We start from the raw sequence: 14,866 nt of genomic DNA, 5'->3' as shown, positions 1-14,866 counted from the left end.
CCGCGGGCTCGCCGGTACGTCCGGCCGGCTCCTCTCCGGAGGAACCCGAGCCCGCGGGTTTCTGCATGCCCCGTCTCAGGGCGCGAGGCGCTCGACGCGCCAGCCGTCCGGGGCCGCCGCGTACCGCAGCCGGTCGTGCAGCCGGTTCTCATGGCCCTGCCAGAACTCGACCGTCTGCGGGCCGACCCGGAAGCCGCCCCAGTGCTCGGGGACCGGGACGTCGCTCCCTTCGGGGTAGCGGGACGCCAACTCCTCGTAGCGGGCGGCCAGTTGGGCCCTCGATGCGATCACCGTCGACTGGTCGCTGGCCCAGGCGCCGAGCTGCGAGCCGTGCGGGCGGCTGCGGAAGTAGCGCTCGGTCTCGGCTCGCGGGACGCGGGACGCGGTGCCGGTGACGATGACCTGGCGGGCCAGCTGGTGCCAGGGGAAGAGCAGCGAGACGTACGGGTTCGCGGTGAGTTCGGCGGCCTTGCGCGAGGCGTAGTTGGTGAAGAAGACGAAGCCGTGCTCGTCGTAGGACTTCAGGAGCACCGTACGGGTGGAGGGGCGGCCGTCGGGGGTGGCGGTGGCGACGACCATCGCGTTGGGCTCGTGCAGACCGCCGGCCACGGCCTCCTTGAACCAGCGGGCGAACTGCCCCATGGGCGTGGCGGCCAGATCCTCCTCGGCGAGGAGGGTGGTGCGGTACTGCTCGCGCATCGCTGCGGGGTCCAGGTCGGTCACGTGACCCATCCTGCCGCACCGCCGCCCCGGGCCCGGCGGGGGTCCAGTGTGCCCGCGGCGGCGGGGCGTTAACCCTGCGCCGCCGAATTGGGGCAGTGTGCCGGATGTCACGCTTCCCCGCATCGGCGGGACCCGCCAAACTCTCGGCTGGGCCACTGTGGCCTCCATACACCGCGGCGGGATTCCTGACTGCCGTACGGGGCATGACCGAGGGATCCGGGGCGGCACGGCCCGCCCGCAGCCCGACGCACACATCATGAGGAGCCGCCTGATGTCCGACTTCGTACCCGGACTTGAAGGAGTCGTCGCGTTCGAGACGGAGATCGCCGAGCCGGACAAGGAGGGCGGCGCCCTTCGCTACCGGGGCGTCGACATCGAGGACCTGGTCGGACACGTCTCGTTCGGGAACGTGTGGGGACTTCTGGTCGACGGGGCGTTCAACCCCGGCCTGCCGCCCGCCGAGCCGTTCCCGATCCCCGTCCACTCTGGGGACATCCGGGTGGACGTGCAGTCCGCGCTGGCCATGCTGGCGCCCGTGTGGGGGCTCAAACCCCTGCTCGACATCGACGAGCGCACCGCCCGCGACAACCTCGCCCGGGCCGCCGTCATGGCGCTGTCGTACGTCGCCCAGTCGGCGCGCGGGCAGGGCCTGCCGATGGTGCCGCAGCGGGAGATCGACAAGGCCGAGTCCGTCGTCGAGCGGTTCATGATCCGCTGGCGCGGCGAGCCGGACCCCAAGCACGTCAAGGCGGTGGACGCGTACTGGACGAGCGCCGCCGAACACGGCATGAACGCCTCGACGTTCACGGCCCGTGTCATCGCCTCGACCGGCGCGGACGTCGCGGCCGCGCTGTCCGGCGCGGTCGGCGCGATGTCGGGCCCGCTGCACGGCGGCGCCCCCTCGCGCGTGCTCGGCATGATCGAGGAGATCGAGCGGACCGGGGACGCCACCGCGTACGTGAAGCAGGCCCTCGACAGCGGCGAGCGCCTGATGGGCTTCGGCCACCGGGTCTACCGCGCCGAGGACCCGCGCGCCCGGGTGCTGCGCCGCACCGCGAAGGAGCTCGGCGCGCCGCGCTTCGAGGTGGCGGAGGCCCTGGAGAAGGCGGCTCTGGAAGAGCTGCACGCGCGGCGCCCGGACCGCGTCCTGGCGACGAACGTGGAGTTCTGGGCGGCGATCGTCCTGGACTTCGCGGAGGTCCCGGCGCACATGTTCACGTCGATGTTCACCTGCGCCCGGACAGCGGGCTGGTCGGCGCACATCCTGGAGCAGAAGCGGACGGGCCGGCTGGTGCGGCCGTCGGCCCGCTACGTGGGCCCGGGTTCGCGGGATCCGCGCGAGATCGAGGGATACGACGAAATCACGGACATCACGGGCGCGGCGCACTGACCTGCCTCGACGCCGACGGGCCCCCGCGTGGAGTAGCCGTTAGGCCACTCAGCGCGACGCGCCGCCACGTTCGAGCTAGCGTCGGAATTGTCAGGTTTGTCCAGTGAAAGTGGAGTCAACTGTGAGCATCTTCCGACGCGCCGCCGTTGTGGTCGCGCTTTCCGCCTCCGTCATAATCCCCGCCGCCGCGTCCGCGCAGGCGGCTCCGCAGGCCGCTCCTCGCACAGCGGCCCCGCACCACCACCACGACGACGACGGCGGATTCTGGTGGCACCACGACGGGGGCGAACACAACTTCCTGGACATCCTCTGACCGAGGCCCAGGCACCAACGACGCAGGCGCGCGCCCGGAACGGAATCTTCGTTCCGGGCGCGCGCCCATGTCCCGCCCTGCCCTCGGGCGTACGTCACTCCACCACGGGCACCAGGTTGAGCACCGGGGCGGCCTGGCCGGTCAGCTGCGTCAGCTGGCGCAGCTCGTTGAGGCGGCTGAGCCCGCCCAGCTGGTCCTTGGTCGTGGGAAACTGGGCCGCGTACTCGGCGGGGATGTCACTGGTGGTGATGGCGTCGAGCACGCTGAGCGGGTTGATCGGCTTGACCAGGTTGTCGAGGGGGCCCGCGGCGCTCGCCGTCGACACGGCAAGGCCCGAGACACCGGCGGCGACAGCAAGGACTGTGGCGATTCGTCGAGTTGAGATCACGCCTGCACAACGGGAAGCACCGGCACCGGACACGGCCGCCCCCGGCTCTCACCCGAAACGCCTACCTGCCCGAACAGCCCGCCGTACACGGCCGCACAAGGCAACAGCTCCCGTCCGGGGGGAGTAGAACCCCGGACAGGAGCTGCTGGCGCACGGTCCGCGCCGCGACACGGATCCTGTTCCGCGCAGCCCAACGACCCGCGCGGAGAAACGTTCTGCCCATACCGACGGGAGCGGCCCCTAGAGGCCCTGCGGCCAGTCGTAGGACTTGGGTACGGGCCTGGTGTCGGCGTCCCGGGTGAAGACGAGGGCGATCTCGTCGTGGGCGCGCAGCACGATCGCCGAGGGGTTTCCGGCGACCTTGCGGCCGTTGAGGTACGTCGTCAGGTGACGGCCCCCGCCGGAGTGGAGGCCTCCGATACGGTCCGCGGCGAGCGGCACCTGCCATTCGGCCATGAACTGGCCGAGCGTGAAGTCCGCCCGCCGCGGCGACTCGACGTGGATCACGCCGCTGGTGTCGTGGGTGTGCACGGGGCTGATCCGGCCGCGCGGCTCGTCGATGCCGATCGAGGCGGGGACGGTGACGGGCTTGCCGTCGACGAGGACGTCCAGATGCGTGTGGGTGTGCTGCACCATGCCCTCGGAGGACAGCATCTCAAGACCCGCCGACGCGACCGCGGCGGAGGCGTCCGCGGGCGCGGGCCACGGCGGCAGCGCACCCTGCCCCGCGCCCGCGCCGTGCGGGTGCGGGTCGGGCCTGCCTGGCGCGGCCGAGGCACCCCCGGTCAAGAGAGCCGTGGCGGCGACGGCGAGCAGCGCGGCGACGGCCCTGCCGAGCGGCGCCGCGGCGAGGAGGTTCCTGGGCGGACGGGGCATGGGCCAACTCCTGGGCGTAGAGGCCGACTTGGCGGATGTCAGAGAAGCGCGGTGGCGTCGGGGTTGCCCTGGACTGCGGGCGCGCTCACGCCGGCCGCGGGCATGGCGAGGGGAGGCAGCCCGGCGCGCGGCCCGCCGAGGGGGGCGCCGATGTTCGCGCCGGGGGTGGCGGCGTGCAGCGGGGAGTCGGGGCTGACCAGCTCGGGGGTCTCCAGGCTGCCGGCGGTCAGCGGGTTGGGCAGTGGCGTACCGATGTGGGTGCTGGGCAGCGCGGTGTCGAAGGGGATGGCCGGGACCATGTTGGTGGGCAGGAGCTTGCCCTTCACATAGCGCGGGCCGTTCGGCGCCCCGGGGATGGGCAGCGGCATGCCCGTGTTCACCGTGGGGGCCTCGAACGGCAGGACCGTGTTCAGAACGCGGAGCGGAGGGGCGATCGGAACGTACGGGGCCGAGGCGATCGCCGCTGCCGGCGCCACCGACGCCGCGGTCGCCATGCATGCCATGACGCTCGCGAGTCCCGCACGTGAGGTGATTCCCATGGATGTTCCTTCCATTCCCTGGCCTACACTGCCGTGTCGCTCTGCAAGAACGATCCCGACGCCTGGATCACTGCAAAGTTCCCCTGCATGCAGCAATGCGAAGTCAATACGGGGTGCTCGTATTGACGGGGCGTGCCCTTGGCCCGGCTCGGGCGTTGTAGGCGGCATGAACGTACGTCGATACCTCGCCGCGGCAGCAGCCGGAACCGCGCTCGCCGCCGCCATGTCCCCTTCCGCCCACGCCCTCGACCTGGGCGGTGCCCTGAGCGGTGCGGCCAGGACCACGAGTGCCGCGGGCGCACAGGTCAAGCCCGCGGCCGAGCGCGCCGTCGGGGACCGGCTGGGCCGCAAGGTGGCCGCCCTCAAGAGCGGCGTCAAGGCCGGGACCGAAGCGGTGTCGGCCGCCAACGACGCGGTGCGGGCCGGCCACGCCCTGGTGAGCTGACCCCCGGACCGGCCCCCCAACTCCCGTTGCACGAAGGCCGCGCGGCGGCCAGGACGGTGCGAGCGTGACTCACCCCAGGGCCAACCCGGCCCCCACCGCCGATCTCGCCGACCCGGCGTTCTGGAAGCAGCCGTCCGCTCAGCGCCTGGCGCGCTTCGCGGAGTTGCGCGGCGAGCCCCGCCCGGCGTTCTTCATCGAGCGCCGGGCCACCCGGCACCGCCCCGAGCAGGGCTTCTACGCACTGGTCCGGCACGCCGACGTACTGAAGGCGAGCAGGCTGCCGCGCGTCTTCGCGAGCGCGCCGGGGGTCACCTCACCCGAGCCGGCGCGCTGGGTGCGGGCGGTGTTCGGCGATTCGATGGTCAACCTCGACGGGGCCGACCACACGCGGCTGCGCCGCATCGTCCAGCAGGCGTTCACCCCGCGCCTGCTCGCCGAGACCGAGGTCAGCATCCGTGAGCTGGCCGTACGCATCGTCGACGACATGGTCGCCGAGCGGCCCGACGAGTTCGTCTCGGCGGTGGCCTCCCGGATGTCGTTCGAGGTCATCTGCGCGATGCTCGGCGTGCCCGACGCCTACCGGCACCGCATCGCCCGGCAGATCGACCGGGCCTCCGAGCACGCCGGTGTACGGCGCAGCATCGGCGCCCGCCTCCTGAGCCCCGGCAAGGGGCTGCGGGCGCTGGCCCGGATGCAGCTGACGGTGGCCCGGCTCGGCCGCGAGCGGCGCCGCCGCCCGACCGGCGATCTCATCTCGGCACTGGTGTGCGCCGACATGGACGGACAGTCCCTGACCTACCGTCAACTCGGCTCGTTCTTCTCGCTGTTGCTGGTCGCCGGTGTCGAGACGACCCGTAACGCCATCGCCCACGCGCTGGCCCTGCTGACCAACAATCCGGATCAACTCGCCCTGCTGCTCTCGGACTTCGAGAAGTACGCGGACGGCGCCGTCGACGAGATCGTGCGGCATTCGACGCCCATCATCCAGTTCCGCCGGACCGTCACCACGCGCTACGCGATGTCGGGCCACACCTTCCTGCCCGGCGACAAGGTGATGCTGCTGTACGCGTCCGCCAATCGCGACGCGTCCGTCTTCACCGACCCGGACGCCTTCGACATCACGCGCGACCCCAATCCGCATCTGGGGTACGGGGGCGGCGGCCCGCACTACTGCCTGGGCGCGCATCTGGCCCGCCTTGAGATCAAGGCCGTGCTCCGGGAACTGCTGACCCGGCCGCTGGTCCTGCGAACCCTCGGCGAACCCGAACTGGGCACGTCCAATTTCGACCATCGCGTACGCAAGCAGCACTTCGCATTTGATGTGACCAAGCCCTGAATCCCAGGGACCGCCCCAGGCGCGCGTACCCTCCCCGCGCGAGCGGCGTTGTACTGGGCATGAACACTCACCAGCGTCTTAAGGCCGCCACCGTCGCGGCGTCGCTTCTGCTCCTGGCCGCGCCCGGCATCGCCGCGGCCGACGGGAGTGCGGGACACGGCAGCGTCTCCGAGACCGGGCAGCCCAAGATCTTCGGCTCGAAGGGCAAGGTCGCCGAGGCGCTCACCACCGGCATGACCAAGCTGAACAGCGCCCTCCAGAACGGCGGCCCGGTCGCGGCCGCCCAGAACGGCCGCCCGACCGGGTCCCTGCAGAACGGCCGCCCGTTCGTGGGCAACTGACGGCTCGGGCCCGCGACAGGGCCGCCCCGGTGGCCCTGTCGCCCCGGGGCGCCCCGCCCTCGTGGAAGGTCGCCCTGTGCGCGCTGGTCCTGCTGTTCTCGGCGCTGGTCCCGCTCGCGTCCGAAAGCCTCCGGCAGGGCCCGAAGCCCCCCGCCTCCAGCACCGCGGCGGGTGTCTTCACGGGTTCGGACGTGATCGGCATCGGCAGGCTCGCGGCGGTCGAGAGGTGGCGCGGCCGGGGCCCGCTGCTCGCGGGACACACCTATCTGCCGGGCCGTACGTGGCACGACGTCGAGGGCCCGCCGGGACTGCTCGCACCCTGGGCCGACTGGCGACACCAACGAACGGACCGGATCCTCGTCCTCAATGTGCCGATGCTGGACCACAGCGAGGACGCGTTGCCGGACGGGCAGGTCGCGGGACTGCTCGGACAGGGCGCACGGGGCGCCTTCGACGACCACTTCAAGCACCTGGCCGAGCGCCTGGTCTCGCTCCAACTCCCGGACACCGTCGTGGTGTTGGGCTGGGAGATGAACGGCACCACCTACACCCACCGGTGCGGCCCCGACCCCGCCGCCTGGCAGACGTACTGGCGCCGGATCGTCACGGCGATGCGTACGGTGCCGGGCGGGCGCTTCCGGTTCGACTTCGCGCCGAGCCGGGGGCGGGACGCCGTGCCGTGGACCGACTGCTATCCGGGCGACGCCTACGTGGACATCATCGGCATGGACTCCTACGACCAGCCCGAGGGCATGTCGTTCCGCGCCCAGGTCGAGGAGCCGTACGGGCTGCGGGCACAGGTCGAGTTCGCCGCCCGGCACCGCAAGCCGGTGTCGTACCCGGAGTGGGGGCTCTTCCGCAACGGGGACAACGCTGACTACATCCACGGGATGGCGGCCTGGTTCCGCACCTATCGGCCCGTCTACCAGACCCTGACCGACTACTGCCCGCACGGCGTGTGGGAGTGCGGCGGCAATCCGGAGGCTGCGCGCGCCTATCGCGCGAGGTGACCAGCGGAACCCTCGTACGGCGGGGGTTGCGCCGTGTGGGGGTGGGGGCTGCGCCGGACGGGTTGTCTGTAACCCGCCGCTCGCGTGGCCCAAGGGCCGCGTCGGCGCCGATCCCAATTATGCCTATGAGCATTTGAACCCCCTCCGGATTTCCTGTTGAAGGGTCGCAGGCATGTACAAGTTCACGGGTCCCGCAGCGCGGGCCGCCCTCGTCGCGGGTCTGGTCTCCGTGCTGGGCACTGGATATACGGCGTACGCCGCGGACCACCCCGTCCCGGCCTCGCCGCACAGCACGTGCGCCCCGCCCTCCGGCGCCGAGCAGGGCTCGCAAACCGGGCCCGAGGCCGCTCCCCGGCAGCACTACGCGCAGCAGGCCATCGCCGAGAAGCGGGGCGAGGGCGAGCAGCCGCCCGACTACAGCGCCGGCGAGGAGCACGGCCAGGAGATCCCGCCGGCCAAGCCGGCCCCGAACGCCGCCCCGCCGAAGCTCACGCCGCCGGACACCCAGTCCACGAACGGTGCGATCTGGCCGGCCCCCACCCCGAGCGGGACCTCGACCTGGCCGGCCTCGACCCCGTCGGCCACCGCCTCGCCGACGTGGACCCCGGCCGCTCCCCCGTCCACCTCGACGCCGACTCCCGCACCGACGCAATCGGAGAGCACCCCGCCGAAGGAGACCTCGCCGGACACGCCCGCGACGAGCCCGTCCGCGTCGGCCGCGCCGCACCTCGCGCACACCGGCGCCGACTCCAAGGCCTCCCTGCTCGGCGCGCTGAGCGTGAGCGCGCTCGTCACGGGGGCCGCGGCGGTCGCGCTCTCGCGGCGGGCTTCGCGCGGCAAGGCCGGGAAGTAGCCCGCCCGGCGGCAACCGGTGCAGAACCGTTTTGGACGCAGGTGTCCGTTACTTATGACCGATCGACACGTTGAAGTGAAATGACGACTGCGAGTCTGCGGTCGCGTGTCCATTCAAGGAGAACTTTGATGTCTCGTATCGCGAAGACGGCCGCCGTCGTCGCCGGAGCGGGCGCCCTGGCGCTGGCCGGTGCGGGTATTGCCGCTGCCGACGCCGGCGCCGAGGGCGTCGCGGCGCACTCCCCCGGCGTGGTGTCCGGCAACGCGGCGCAGGTCCCGGTGCACGTCCCGGTCAACCTCTGCGGCAACACGGTCAACGTCATCGGCGCTCTGAACCCGGCATTCGGCAACACCTGCGTCAACACCGACAGCCACCACGAGGGCGGCTACGGGGACTAGTCCCGGCCTCCGGCCGGCCGTCGTCCTCGCGACGGCCCGGCCGGTCATGGACGTCAGTGGTACCAGCGGCCTCCCGGCTCTCTCCCCCCGGGAGGCCGTCGCCGTGTCAGGCGTACCGGTAGATCGTGCTGTGGTCCAGGAGCGCCGAGGGCGTGACGTTGAACGGCGGCATCGGCTCGTTGAGCGCGGCCACCCGGGCGTGCTGCGGATCCCCCTCCGGTGGCGGCACGTCCGGGAGATAGCGCTTGGCCTCGGGGTGGGCGGCCTGCCAGCGGGACCAGAGGCTGTCGATGTAGGCGTGGTGGAGCCAGAACACCGGGTCGTTCACGGAGGCCGCGCCGACCATGACCCCGCCGACCCAGCGGTGCACCTGGTTGTGGTTGCGGAAGCGGGCGTTGCCCGAACCGGTCGTCCAGCCCTCGGTCTTGTTGCGGAACCCGGTGGTGCTGGTGGAGTTCCAAGGCGCAACGTCGTAGACGGGATCGTCGAGGGCGCGGGCCACGTCGGCGGGGGCGGGCAGGCCGATGGGATCGCGGGGGCGGCCCATGTCCCGGGTCAGGAAGCGGCCTTCGGTGACATTGACCGAGATCTCCCACTTCCCATGGGCGTACGCGAACGGCCCGGTCATGACCTGGAGGTCGCCGCGCCGCCCGTTGCCGCCCATGAAGTCGTCGGACCAGATGGACGAGGCGGGCGAGTTGTCCCGCGTCCAGTCCCAATAGGGCACCGTGACACGGGGGTTGATCCGCTGAAGGGACCGTTCGAAAGCGAGCAGGAACTGGCGGTGCCACGGCAGGAACGAAGGCGCCATGTGCGCGACCCGCAGTTTGTCCTCGCCGTCCGAGACGTAGAAATCGATGTGCGTGCGCACGAACTCGTCGTATCCGCCGCTTCGTTTGAGTTCGAGCACGGCACTGACGAAGGCCTTGCGCTCGGCGCTCGTCAGGTTCCGCTGGTTCTTACGCGTGTACACCACGTCCGGCTTCCCCCTCGTGACTGCCGTGCACGGGGACGGACGCGAGCCGGGCGGCCCCGAGCTCGGCCGCGGCGGCGCGCGCGGCTTCGCGTGCGGTGGCGTACGACTCGTAGTGGTCGACGGAGCTCAGGTAGCTGCCGTCAGCCCGGCGCATCAGGTCGAGCTGCCTGCCGTCCACGAACACGACGACGTCGGTGCTGTCGGCCTGGACGGGCCAGCCCTGGATGCGGTGCCCGGTGTGCATCTCGTCGAAGGTGAACCCGTCGTCCGCCTGAGGCCCGGAGGCGACCGCGGGCTCGCCGTAGGGCTCGGCGTCCGGGATGCGGGAGAGCGCCGTCGCGGTGAAGGCGACCGTCGCCGAGGCGAACAGGGCGCGCAACAGCCCGCGTCGGGCGATGCACCAGGTGGTACGGGGCGGGGGCGTGCCGGGCCTGGTGGGCTCGGGGGCGCGGCCCCTGGGGCGGGTGCGGCCCGTCCGATATGCGTGCCAGAAGTGTGTCGCGTCGTTCATGGGCGTCTCCCTCGTGCTCGCTCGGGCGGACTCGTCCGGCACATGCGTGGGCCCCGGAAACCTTCGCGGTTCCGGGGCCCGTCCGAGCGTCCGCTCTCCTTGTCGATGCCGGGTTCAACGAGGCCCGGAGTCACAGGAAACGGCCACGGCTGTCATGCCGCGGCAGCCGCCGGGCGCCCCCCGGGCCGGTACTGGTTGCACGGCCCGGGGAGGCTTCAACCATGCGACTGGTCAGTGGAGTCAACGCTTCCGCTCGCGTGGCGTGTCGGCGGGCGCGGGCGATTCACACGGTCGGCCCAACGTTCCTGCTCCGTCAGCCGGTCCAGAAGTCCCACCAGCGGGTCAGGATCAGCATCCCGATGACCCCGACGTGCAGGACGGGCACGGCCCAGCCGTACTCGGCGAACAGCCCACGGCCCCAACTCGGCACGGATAGCGCTCCCTTGATGACGTTGAGAGCGGTCACCCGCCAGAACAGGACGATGGTGGCGACCCATGCCAGGCAGCACCACAGGCACAGCGCGTTGATCCGGTACAGCGACTCGAACTGGAGCCAGCTGACGAAGACGACCCCGGCCAGCGCCCCCGCGTTCAGCGTCAGCCAGTACCAGCGCCCGAACCGGCCGCCGGCGAGCAGGCTCATGCCGACGCAGCCGACGATCCCGTAGACGACCAGGCCCAGCATCGGGTTGGGGAAGCCGAAGACCGAGGCCTGGGCGCTCTTCATGATGCTGCCGCAGGAGATCACCGGGTTGAGGCTGCACCCGGGTACGAAGTTCGGGTTCCTCAGGAGCTCGAACTCGTCGAGGGTGATGACCCACGAGGCGAGCAGGCCGGCCGCGCCGGTGAGCACGACCAGCCAGGCGAAGCCGCGGCTGGCGCCGAACGGGACGCCGGCCGGTCTCGGGGGGCCGGAGGGGGCGGCCACCGGCGCCTGCTGCGGGATCGTTGCGGGGATGGGCATGGCTGTCGTCTCCGTATCTCGTCCGGCGGTGGGGGTCAGCCGCGCAGGCGGCGGACGGGGAGCACGCAGTGGCCGGCCGTGGAGATGGTGTCCTCGTCGCCCGCGAACGCCCTCAACTGCTCGTCGCTGACGGCCATTCCGGGCCGCCCCTGGGGCCACGAGCGGGTGGCGAACATGAACTGGACCGCGCCCCGCTCCTCGGCGGCGACGAGCCACTCGGGCGGCACCGGGCACTGCGCGGTCATCGACGGCATGGTCAGAACGGCCTGGCCGCCCTGGACGATGAGGGTCACCGGGAGCGCGGCCCCTTCTTCCTGATCGAGCACGCTGCCGGCCGGCATGCCCAGTTCGTCGAGCAGCGCCCGCGCCGCGGCCTCCGCACCCTCGGGTCCCCCGGCTCCGTCACCGAGCGAGTACGCCATGAGGAAGGGCACATCGCCGGACTCGTCGGGGTGTCTGCCGCTCCACGCGATGACGACCATCGAGCCCAACAGGACTGCCCTGGAGGGCTGTACGGCACTGGCGGCTGAAGTCATGCCGGGACTCTAGGACATTCCGGCCCCAGTCCTTCGCAGCCGTCATCCATCTGGAGGAAACGCCCCTCAGGGGGCATCCAGGGCGCCTGTACGGCAATTTCGCAGCCGGACAACGTGGACGTTCTGTGCCCGGACGCGCCGGAGCGGCTCCGGAATCCCCAACTCCACGGAGCCGCTCCACCACTTGATGCCGACCGGCGTGAACCGGCCCTGACTCAGTCGGTGTTGACGCAGGGGTTGCCGAACGCCGGGTTCAGAGCGCCGATGACGTTGACCGTGTTGCCGCAGAGGTTGACCGGCACGTGCACGGGAACCTGCGCCACGTTGCCGGAAACGACGCCGGGCGAGTGCTCGGCCGCGCCCTGCGCGCCCGCGTCGGCGAAGGCAGCACCGGAAGCGGCACCCGTGGCGAGACCTGCGGCGGCCAGGGCCAGAGCGGTCTTCTTGGCAGTGTTCATGGTGAAACCTTCCATTCGGGGTTGCCTCAGCGTAGGCAAATGTCCAAGACCCATCGGAAGCGAACACGCCGGGTTTATTTTCTTTCCCTCGTACAGCGCATGGACGCGGCGGGCGGTGGGTCAATTCGCCGTCGGGGAAGACCCGTTCACCATTCGGCGGCTAGCCGATCGGAAGACCGCCGAGGAGCAGCCCCGGGTTCGGGGCCGGCTCCTCGGTCGTGTCGGCCTCCTTGGCCTTGTCGAGGTCCTTGGCCTTCTCGGCATCCTTGGGCTTGGCGGCGTCCTTGGTCTTGACCGCGCCCTTGGGCTTGGCGACGCCCTTGGCCTTGGCACCCTTGGTCTTGACGCCCTTGGCCTTGCCGGCGTCCTTGGCGGGGGCGGCCGCCGGCTGGCTCGGCGACTCCTCCGACCTGGGGTCGAGCAGGTTGGTGCCGATCGGCTGCGCGTCGACCACGGGCGCGTTGGCGACGTTCTGGGCGATCGCGTCGAGGCCGCCGTTCAGGCTCATGGGGGGCGTGATGTCACCGGACGCGAAGGCCGGCGCCGCCGCGCCCACGACCGCGAGGGAGCCGGCGAGTGCCGCAGCAACCTTCATCGACTTCATCATCAATCCTTCCGCGGCGACTTCGATCGCCGAATTGGCCGCACACACCGCACACCGATGGCACCGTGCGTGTCCCTGAATGCATAGCCCTGCTTCGCCTTGGGTAACGACTCCCGGCCGTTTGGGAAACCCTCCGCCCGCCGATTCCTGGGCCGCAGCCCGCTTACGGAAGCCCTCAGATACTCGTATGAGATTCCATGAATTCCGGTAGCAGGCACGGCAGTTGAGCCCACAGCCGGGTCCCGGAACGCCGAGAGCGCCGGTCCCGATTCGGGCCGGCGCTCTCGGAGGGGGTGCGGATCAGGCGCCGGGCACCGGCAACTTGGGCAGGGGCAGGCCCGGCAGGGCTGGTACCGGCAGGCCGCCGCCGAGCAGGATGGCCAGGACGACGCCGATGAGGCCGGTGAGCACCGCGGTCGCCGCGGCCACGATGCCTACGGCGTCGCCCTTGGTGACGGCGGCGACGAGGTCGGCGATGGCCTTCTTGGCCGCCGCGATGGCGTCGTCCTTCACATCCGTCGGAGCCGCGGCCCTCTTCTGCGGACCGCCCAGCGGCAGCGCCGGGGTGGCGGGCGCGGCCGGGACAGTGGGCGTGGTCGGGCCGGCGGGCGCGGCCGAGGCAGTGGGCGTGGTCGGGTCGGCGGGCGCGGCCGGGACTGTGGGTGCGGCCGGGACAGTGGGCGTGGCCGGGACAGTGGGCGTGGCCGGGACAGTGGGTGCGGCCGGGGCCGCCGCCTTCACCGCGTCCAGGGCGGCCGTCGCCTTGGCGGCCAACGCGGTGGCGTCGGCCGGGGACGCCCCGCCGAGCACGCCGGTCAGCAGGTCGGTCACGGTCGAGAGCAGCGGCCCGAGGGGGCCCACCTGCTTGACCTGTGCGAGCAGGGCTTCGGACCCCGGTACCGGTACGTCGGCACGGACCGAGCGCGGCGGCTGGAAGTCCGCGGCCGTCGACGTTCCGGCGGTGCCGATGACGATCGCGGTCGAAAGGACCACGGCGGCCAGTCGCCGCGGTGTGCGTGCGCGCATGGACGGTTCTCCTTCGGTGAGGCGTGTCAATTCTTCTCACCGTCCGTGCGCCCCCGACCCCCCGCAACCGGATGGTCGTCCTGTCGGTCCGTCAGATACCGGCATCACTGCGCCTAGCTGGCACAACTCCGCACTCGGAGGCCGTGGGTGGGCTACCGCCATCCGGGGCAGCACAAAGCCCCGGCGGCTCCTTGAAAGGGAGCGGCCGGGGCTTCGCCGGGGGCTACTTGTTGATGCAGGTGTTGCCGAACGCCGGGTTCAGAGCGCCGATCACGCTCACCGTGTTGCCGCAGACGTTCACCGGCACGTGGACCGGGACCTGCGCGTGGTTGCCGGACACCACGCCGGGGGAGTGGGTGGCCGCGCCCTGCGCGTCGGCGTCGGCGGAAGCGATGCCGGCCCCACCGGCGATGGCGGCAACGGCGGCGGTGGACAGGACCAGAGCCTTCGCGGTACGCGACATGGAGAAGCACTCCTAGATTGAGAAAGTAAGACCGGGTGTTGTCACTCGACCTAGACACCAACGCGGCCCCGGACGCACGGTTTTGCCCCTAACGGGTGAACCCGGTTTTCCGGGGCCGCGAAATCGACCGAAGGGCGGGGTCCGGACCGTGAACACGGGCCGCGTTCACGGTCCGAGGGCGTCACCCTCGCGGATTACTTGTTGACGCAGGTGTTGCCGAACGCCGGGTTCAACAGCCCGATCACGCTCACGGTGTTGCCGCAGGCGTTCACCGGCACGTGGACCGGGACCTGGAGCACATTGCCCGACACGACGCCCGGCGAGCCCTCGGCGACACCCTCGGCGCTCGCCCCGCCGCCGTGCCCCGTGGCCGCCGCCATACCGGCTCCGACCAGCACGACCGCGGCGCCTGCGCCCGCCGACACGACGGACTTGGCAATTCGATTCATCGCTTTTTCCTTTCGGGTGGAGATGAGGCCACCGATACAACGACGGCGCCGTCAACTGGATACGCACGATCGCCCGAAGGAGACACTCCGGCGTACGCATTCATGACGGAACCAGGTTGTAAATACGGTTACAGTGCTTCCCGCCACCCCGGGCCGATCAAAGCACGGGGAACTTCGGCAGCCGGGGCACCGGTTATGCGGAATTCAAGGGCGGGCCGCCGCGAGGCGTGCCCGCAGCATCTTTTTTCAGCTTTCATTTCGAGCGCC

General features: G+C 71.3%; 21 protein-coding genes. 8 read left to right on the top strand and 13 right to left on the bottom strand.

Annotation, left to right across the window (positions count from 1 at the left end; genetic code table 11):
* Positions 1 to 75: 75 nt before the first annotated feature.
* Positions 76 to 732, bottom strand: coding sequence for a pyridoxamine 5'-phosphate oxidase (gene pdxH / locus ACWC2B_RS32835; RefSeq protein ID WP_450723080.1), 657 nt, complete (start codon positions 730 to 732; stop codon positions 76 to 78).
* A gap of 262 nt (positions 733 to 994) precedes the next feature.
* Between pdxH and ACWC2B_RS32830 the strand changes: the two genes are divergently transcribed.
* Both ACWC2B_RS32830 and ACWC2B_RS32825 read left to right on the top strand, forming a co-directional pair.
* Positions 995 to 2,113, top strand: coding sequence for a citrate synthase 2 (locus tag ACWC2B_RS32830; protein WP_450723078.1), 1,119 nt, complete (start codon positions 995 to 997; stop codon positions 2,111 to 2,113).
* A gap of 121 nt (positions 2,114 to 2,234) precedes the next feature.
* A complete protein-coding gene (locus ACWC2B_RS32825) occupies positions 2,235 to 2,426 on the top strand; it encodes a hypothetical protein (RefSeq protein ID WP_450723076.1) in 192 nt (63 codons plus the stop codon).
* A 94-nt stretch (positions 2,427 to 2,520) separates the two neighbouring features.
* Here the strand turns inward: ACWC2B_RS32825 and ACWC2B_RS32820 are convergent, their stop codons facing one another.
* The 3 genes from ACWC2B_RS32820 to ACWC2B_RS32810 all read right to left on the bottom strand — a co-directional run bounded on the left by ACWC2B_RS32820 (position 2,521) and on the right by ACWC2B_RS32810 (position 4,229).
* A complete protein-coding gene (locus tag ACWC2B_RS32820) occupies positions 2,521 to 2,814 on the bottom strand; it encodes a hypothetical protein (protein WP_450723074.1) in 294 nt (97 codons plus the stop codon).
* Between the two features lie 240 nt (positions 2,815 to 3,054).
* Entirely contained in the window at positions 3,055 to 3,690 is a 636-nt protein-coding gene (locus ACWC2B_RS32815) for a hypothetical protein (RefSeq protein ID WP_450723072.1), read from the bottom strand.
* A gap of 38 nt (positions 3,691 to 3,728) precedes the next feature.
* Positions 3,729 to 4,229 carry a hypothetical protein gene (locus tag ACWC2B_RS32810; protein ID WP_450723070.1) on the bottom strand — a complete coding sequence of 167 codons (501 nt, stop codon included), beginning with the start codon at positions 4,227 to 4,229 and terminating at the stop codon, positions 3,729 to 3,731.
* A 166-nt stretch (positions 4,230 to 4,395) separates the two neighbouring features.
* Here ACWC2B_RS32810 and ACWC2B_RS32805 point away from each other — a divergent pair, with 166 nt between their 5' ends.
* The 6 genes from ACWC2B_RS32805 (at position 4,396) to ACWC2B_RS32780 (ending at position 8,612) form a co-directional block, all read left to right on the top strand.
* Positions 4,396 to 4,674 (top strand): hypothetical protein, encoded by a 279-nt coding sequence (locus ACWC2B_RS32805; protein WP_450723068.1) that lies wholly within the window; start codon positions 4,396 to 4,398, stop codon positions 4,672 to 4,674.
* Positions 4,675 to 4,738: 64 nt separating this feature from the next.
* Positions 4,739 to 6,010, top strand: coding sequence for a cytochrome P450 (locus ACWC2B_RS32800; protein ID WP_450723066.1), 1,272 nt, complete (start codon positions 4,739 to 4,741; stop codon positions 6,008 to 6,010).
* A gap of 59 nt (positions 6,011 to 6,069) precedes the next feature.
* Complete coding sequence (locus tag ACWC2B_RS32795; protein ID WP_450723064.1) at positions 6,070 to 6,351, top strand: hypothetical protein; 282 nt, start codon at positions 6,070 to 6,072, stop codon at positions 6,349 to 6,351.
* Positions 6,352 to 6,380: 29 nt separating this feature from the next.
* Positions 6,381 to 7,361 (top strand): glycoside hydrolase family 26 protein, encoded by a 981-nt coding sequence (locus ACWC2B_RS32790; protein ID WP_450723062.1) that lies wholly within the window; start codon positions 6,381 to 6,383, stop codon positions 7,359 to 7,361.
* Positions 7,362 to 7,533: 172 nt separating this feature from the next.
* The gene (locus ACWC2B_RS32785; protein WP_450723060.1) at positions 7,534 to 8,214 is read left to right on the top strand and encodes a hypothetical protein; all 681 of its coding nucleotides are present in this window, start codon (positions 7,534 to 7,536) and stop codon (positions 8,212 to 8,214) included.
* Between the two features lie 128 nt (positions 8,215 to 8,342).
* Positions 8,343 to 8,612 carry a chaplin gene (locus ACWC2B_RS32780; RefSeq protein ID WP_450723058.1) on the top strand — a complete coding sequence of 90 codons (270 nt, stop codon included), beginning with the start codon at positions 8,343 to 8,345 and terminating at the stop codon, positions 8,610 to 8,612.
* Positions 8,613 to 8,718: 106 nt separating this feature from the next.
* Here the strand turns inward: ACWC2B_RS32780 and ACWC2B_RS32775 are convergent, their stop codons facing one another.
* From ACWC2B_RS32775 to ACWC2B_RS32735, 9 genes are all read right to left on the bottom strand, one after another.
* Positions 8,719 to 9,588, bottom strand: a complete 870-nt coding sequence (locus ACWC2B_RS32775) for a tyrosinase family protein (RefSeq protein ID WP_450723056.1) — start codon at positions 9,586 to 9,588, stop codon at positions 8,719 to 8,721.
* Positions 9,572 to 10,099, bottom strand: a complete 528-nt coding sequence (locus ACWC2B_RS32770; RefSeq protein WP_450723054.1) for a tyrosinase family oxidase copper chaperone — start codon at positions 10,097 to 10,099, stop codon at positions 9,572 to 9,574. Before ACWC2B_RS32770 ends, ACWC2B_RS32775 begins: the two co-directional genes overlap by 17 nt.
* Positions 10,100 to 10,412: 313 nt before the next feature.
* Positions 10,413 to 11,063, bottom strand: a complete 651-nt coding sequence (locus ACWC2B_RS32765; RefSeq protein ID WP_450723052.1) for a vitamin K epoxide reductase family protein — start codon at positions 11,061 to 11,063, stop codon at positions 10,413 to 10,415.
* Positions 11,064 to 11,098: 35 nt separating this feature from the next.
* Positions 11,099 to 11,599: a DUF5949 family protein gene (locus ACWC2B_RS32760; protein ID WP_450723050.1), complete on the bottom strand. Its 501-nt coding sequence runs from the start codon at positions 11,597 to 11,599 to the stop codon at positions 11,099 to 11,101.
* A gap of 215 nt (positions 11,600 to 11,814) precedes the next feature.
* Entirely contained in the window at positions 11,815 to 12,057 is a 243-nt protein-coding gene (locus tag ACWC2B_RS32755; RefSeq protein ID WP_450723048.1) for a chaplin, read from the bottom strand.
* A gap of 160 nt (positions 12,058 to 12,217) precedes the next feature.
* A complete protein-coding gene (locus ACWC2B_RS32750) occupies positions 12,218 to 12,652 on the bottom strand; it encodes a hypothetical protein (RefSeq protein ID WP_450723046.1) in 435 nt (144 codons plus the stop codon).
* A 309-nt stretch (positions 12,653 to 12,961) separates the two neighbouring features.
* Positions 12,962 to 13,687, bottom strand: coding sequence for a hypothetical protein (locus ACWC2B_RS32745; protein WP_450723044.1), 726 nt, complete (start codon positions 13,685 to 13,687; stop codon positions 12,962 to 12,964).
* Positions 13,688 to 13,910: 223 nt separating this feature from the next.
* Complete coding sequence (locus tag ACWC2B_RS32740; RefSeq protein WP_450723042.1) at positions 13,911 to 14,150, bottom strand: chaplin; 240 nt, start codon at positions 14,148 to 14,150, stop codon at positions 13,911 to 13,913.
* Positions 14,151 to 14,344: 194 nt separating this feature from the next.
* Positions 14,345 to 14,599 carry a chaplin gene (locus ACWC2B_RS32735; protein WP_450723040.1) on the bottom strand — a complete coding sequence of 85 codons (255 nt, stop codon included), beginning with the start codon at positions 14,597 to 14,599 and terminating at the stop codon, positions 14,345 to 14,347.
* Positions 14,600 to 14,866 lie beyond the last annotated feature (267 nt).

The organism is Streptomyces sp. NPDC001415, from assembly GCF_053597395.1.
This window is presented reverse-complemented; position numbering and strand designations above follow the sequence as displayed.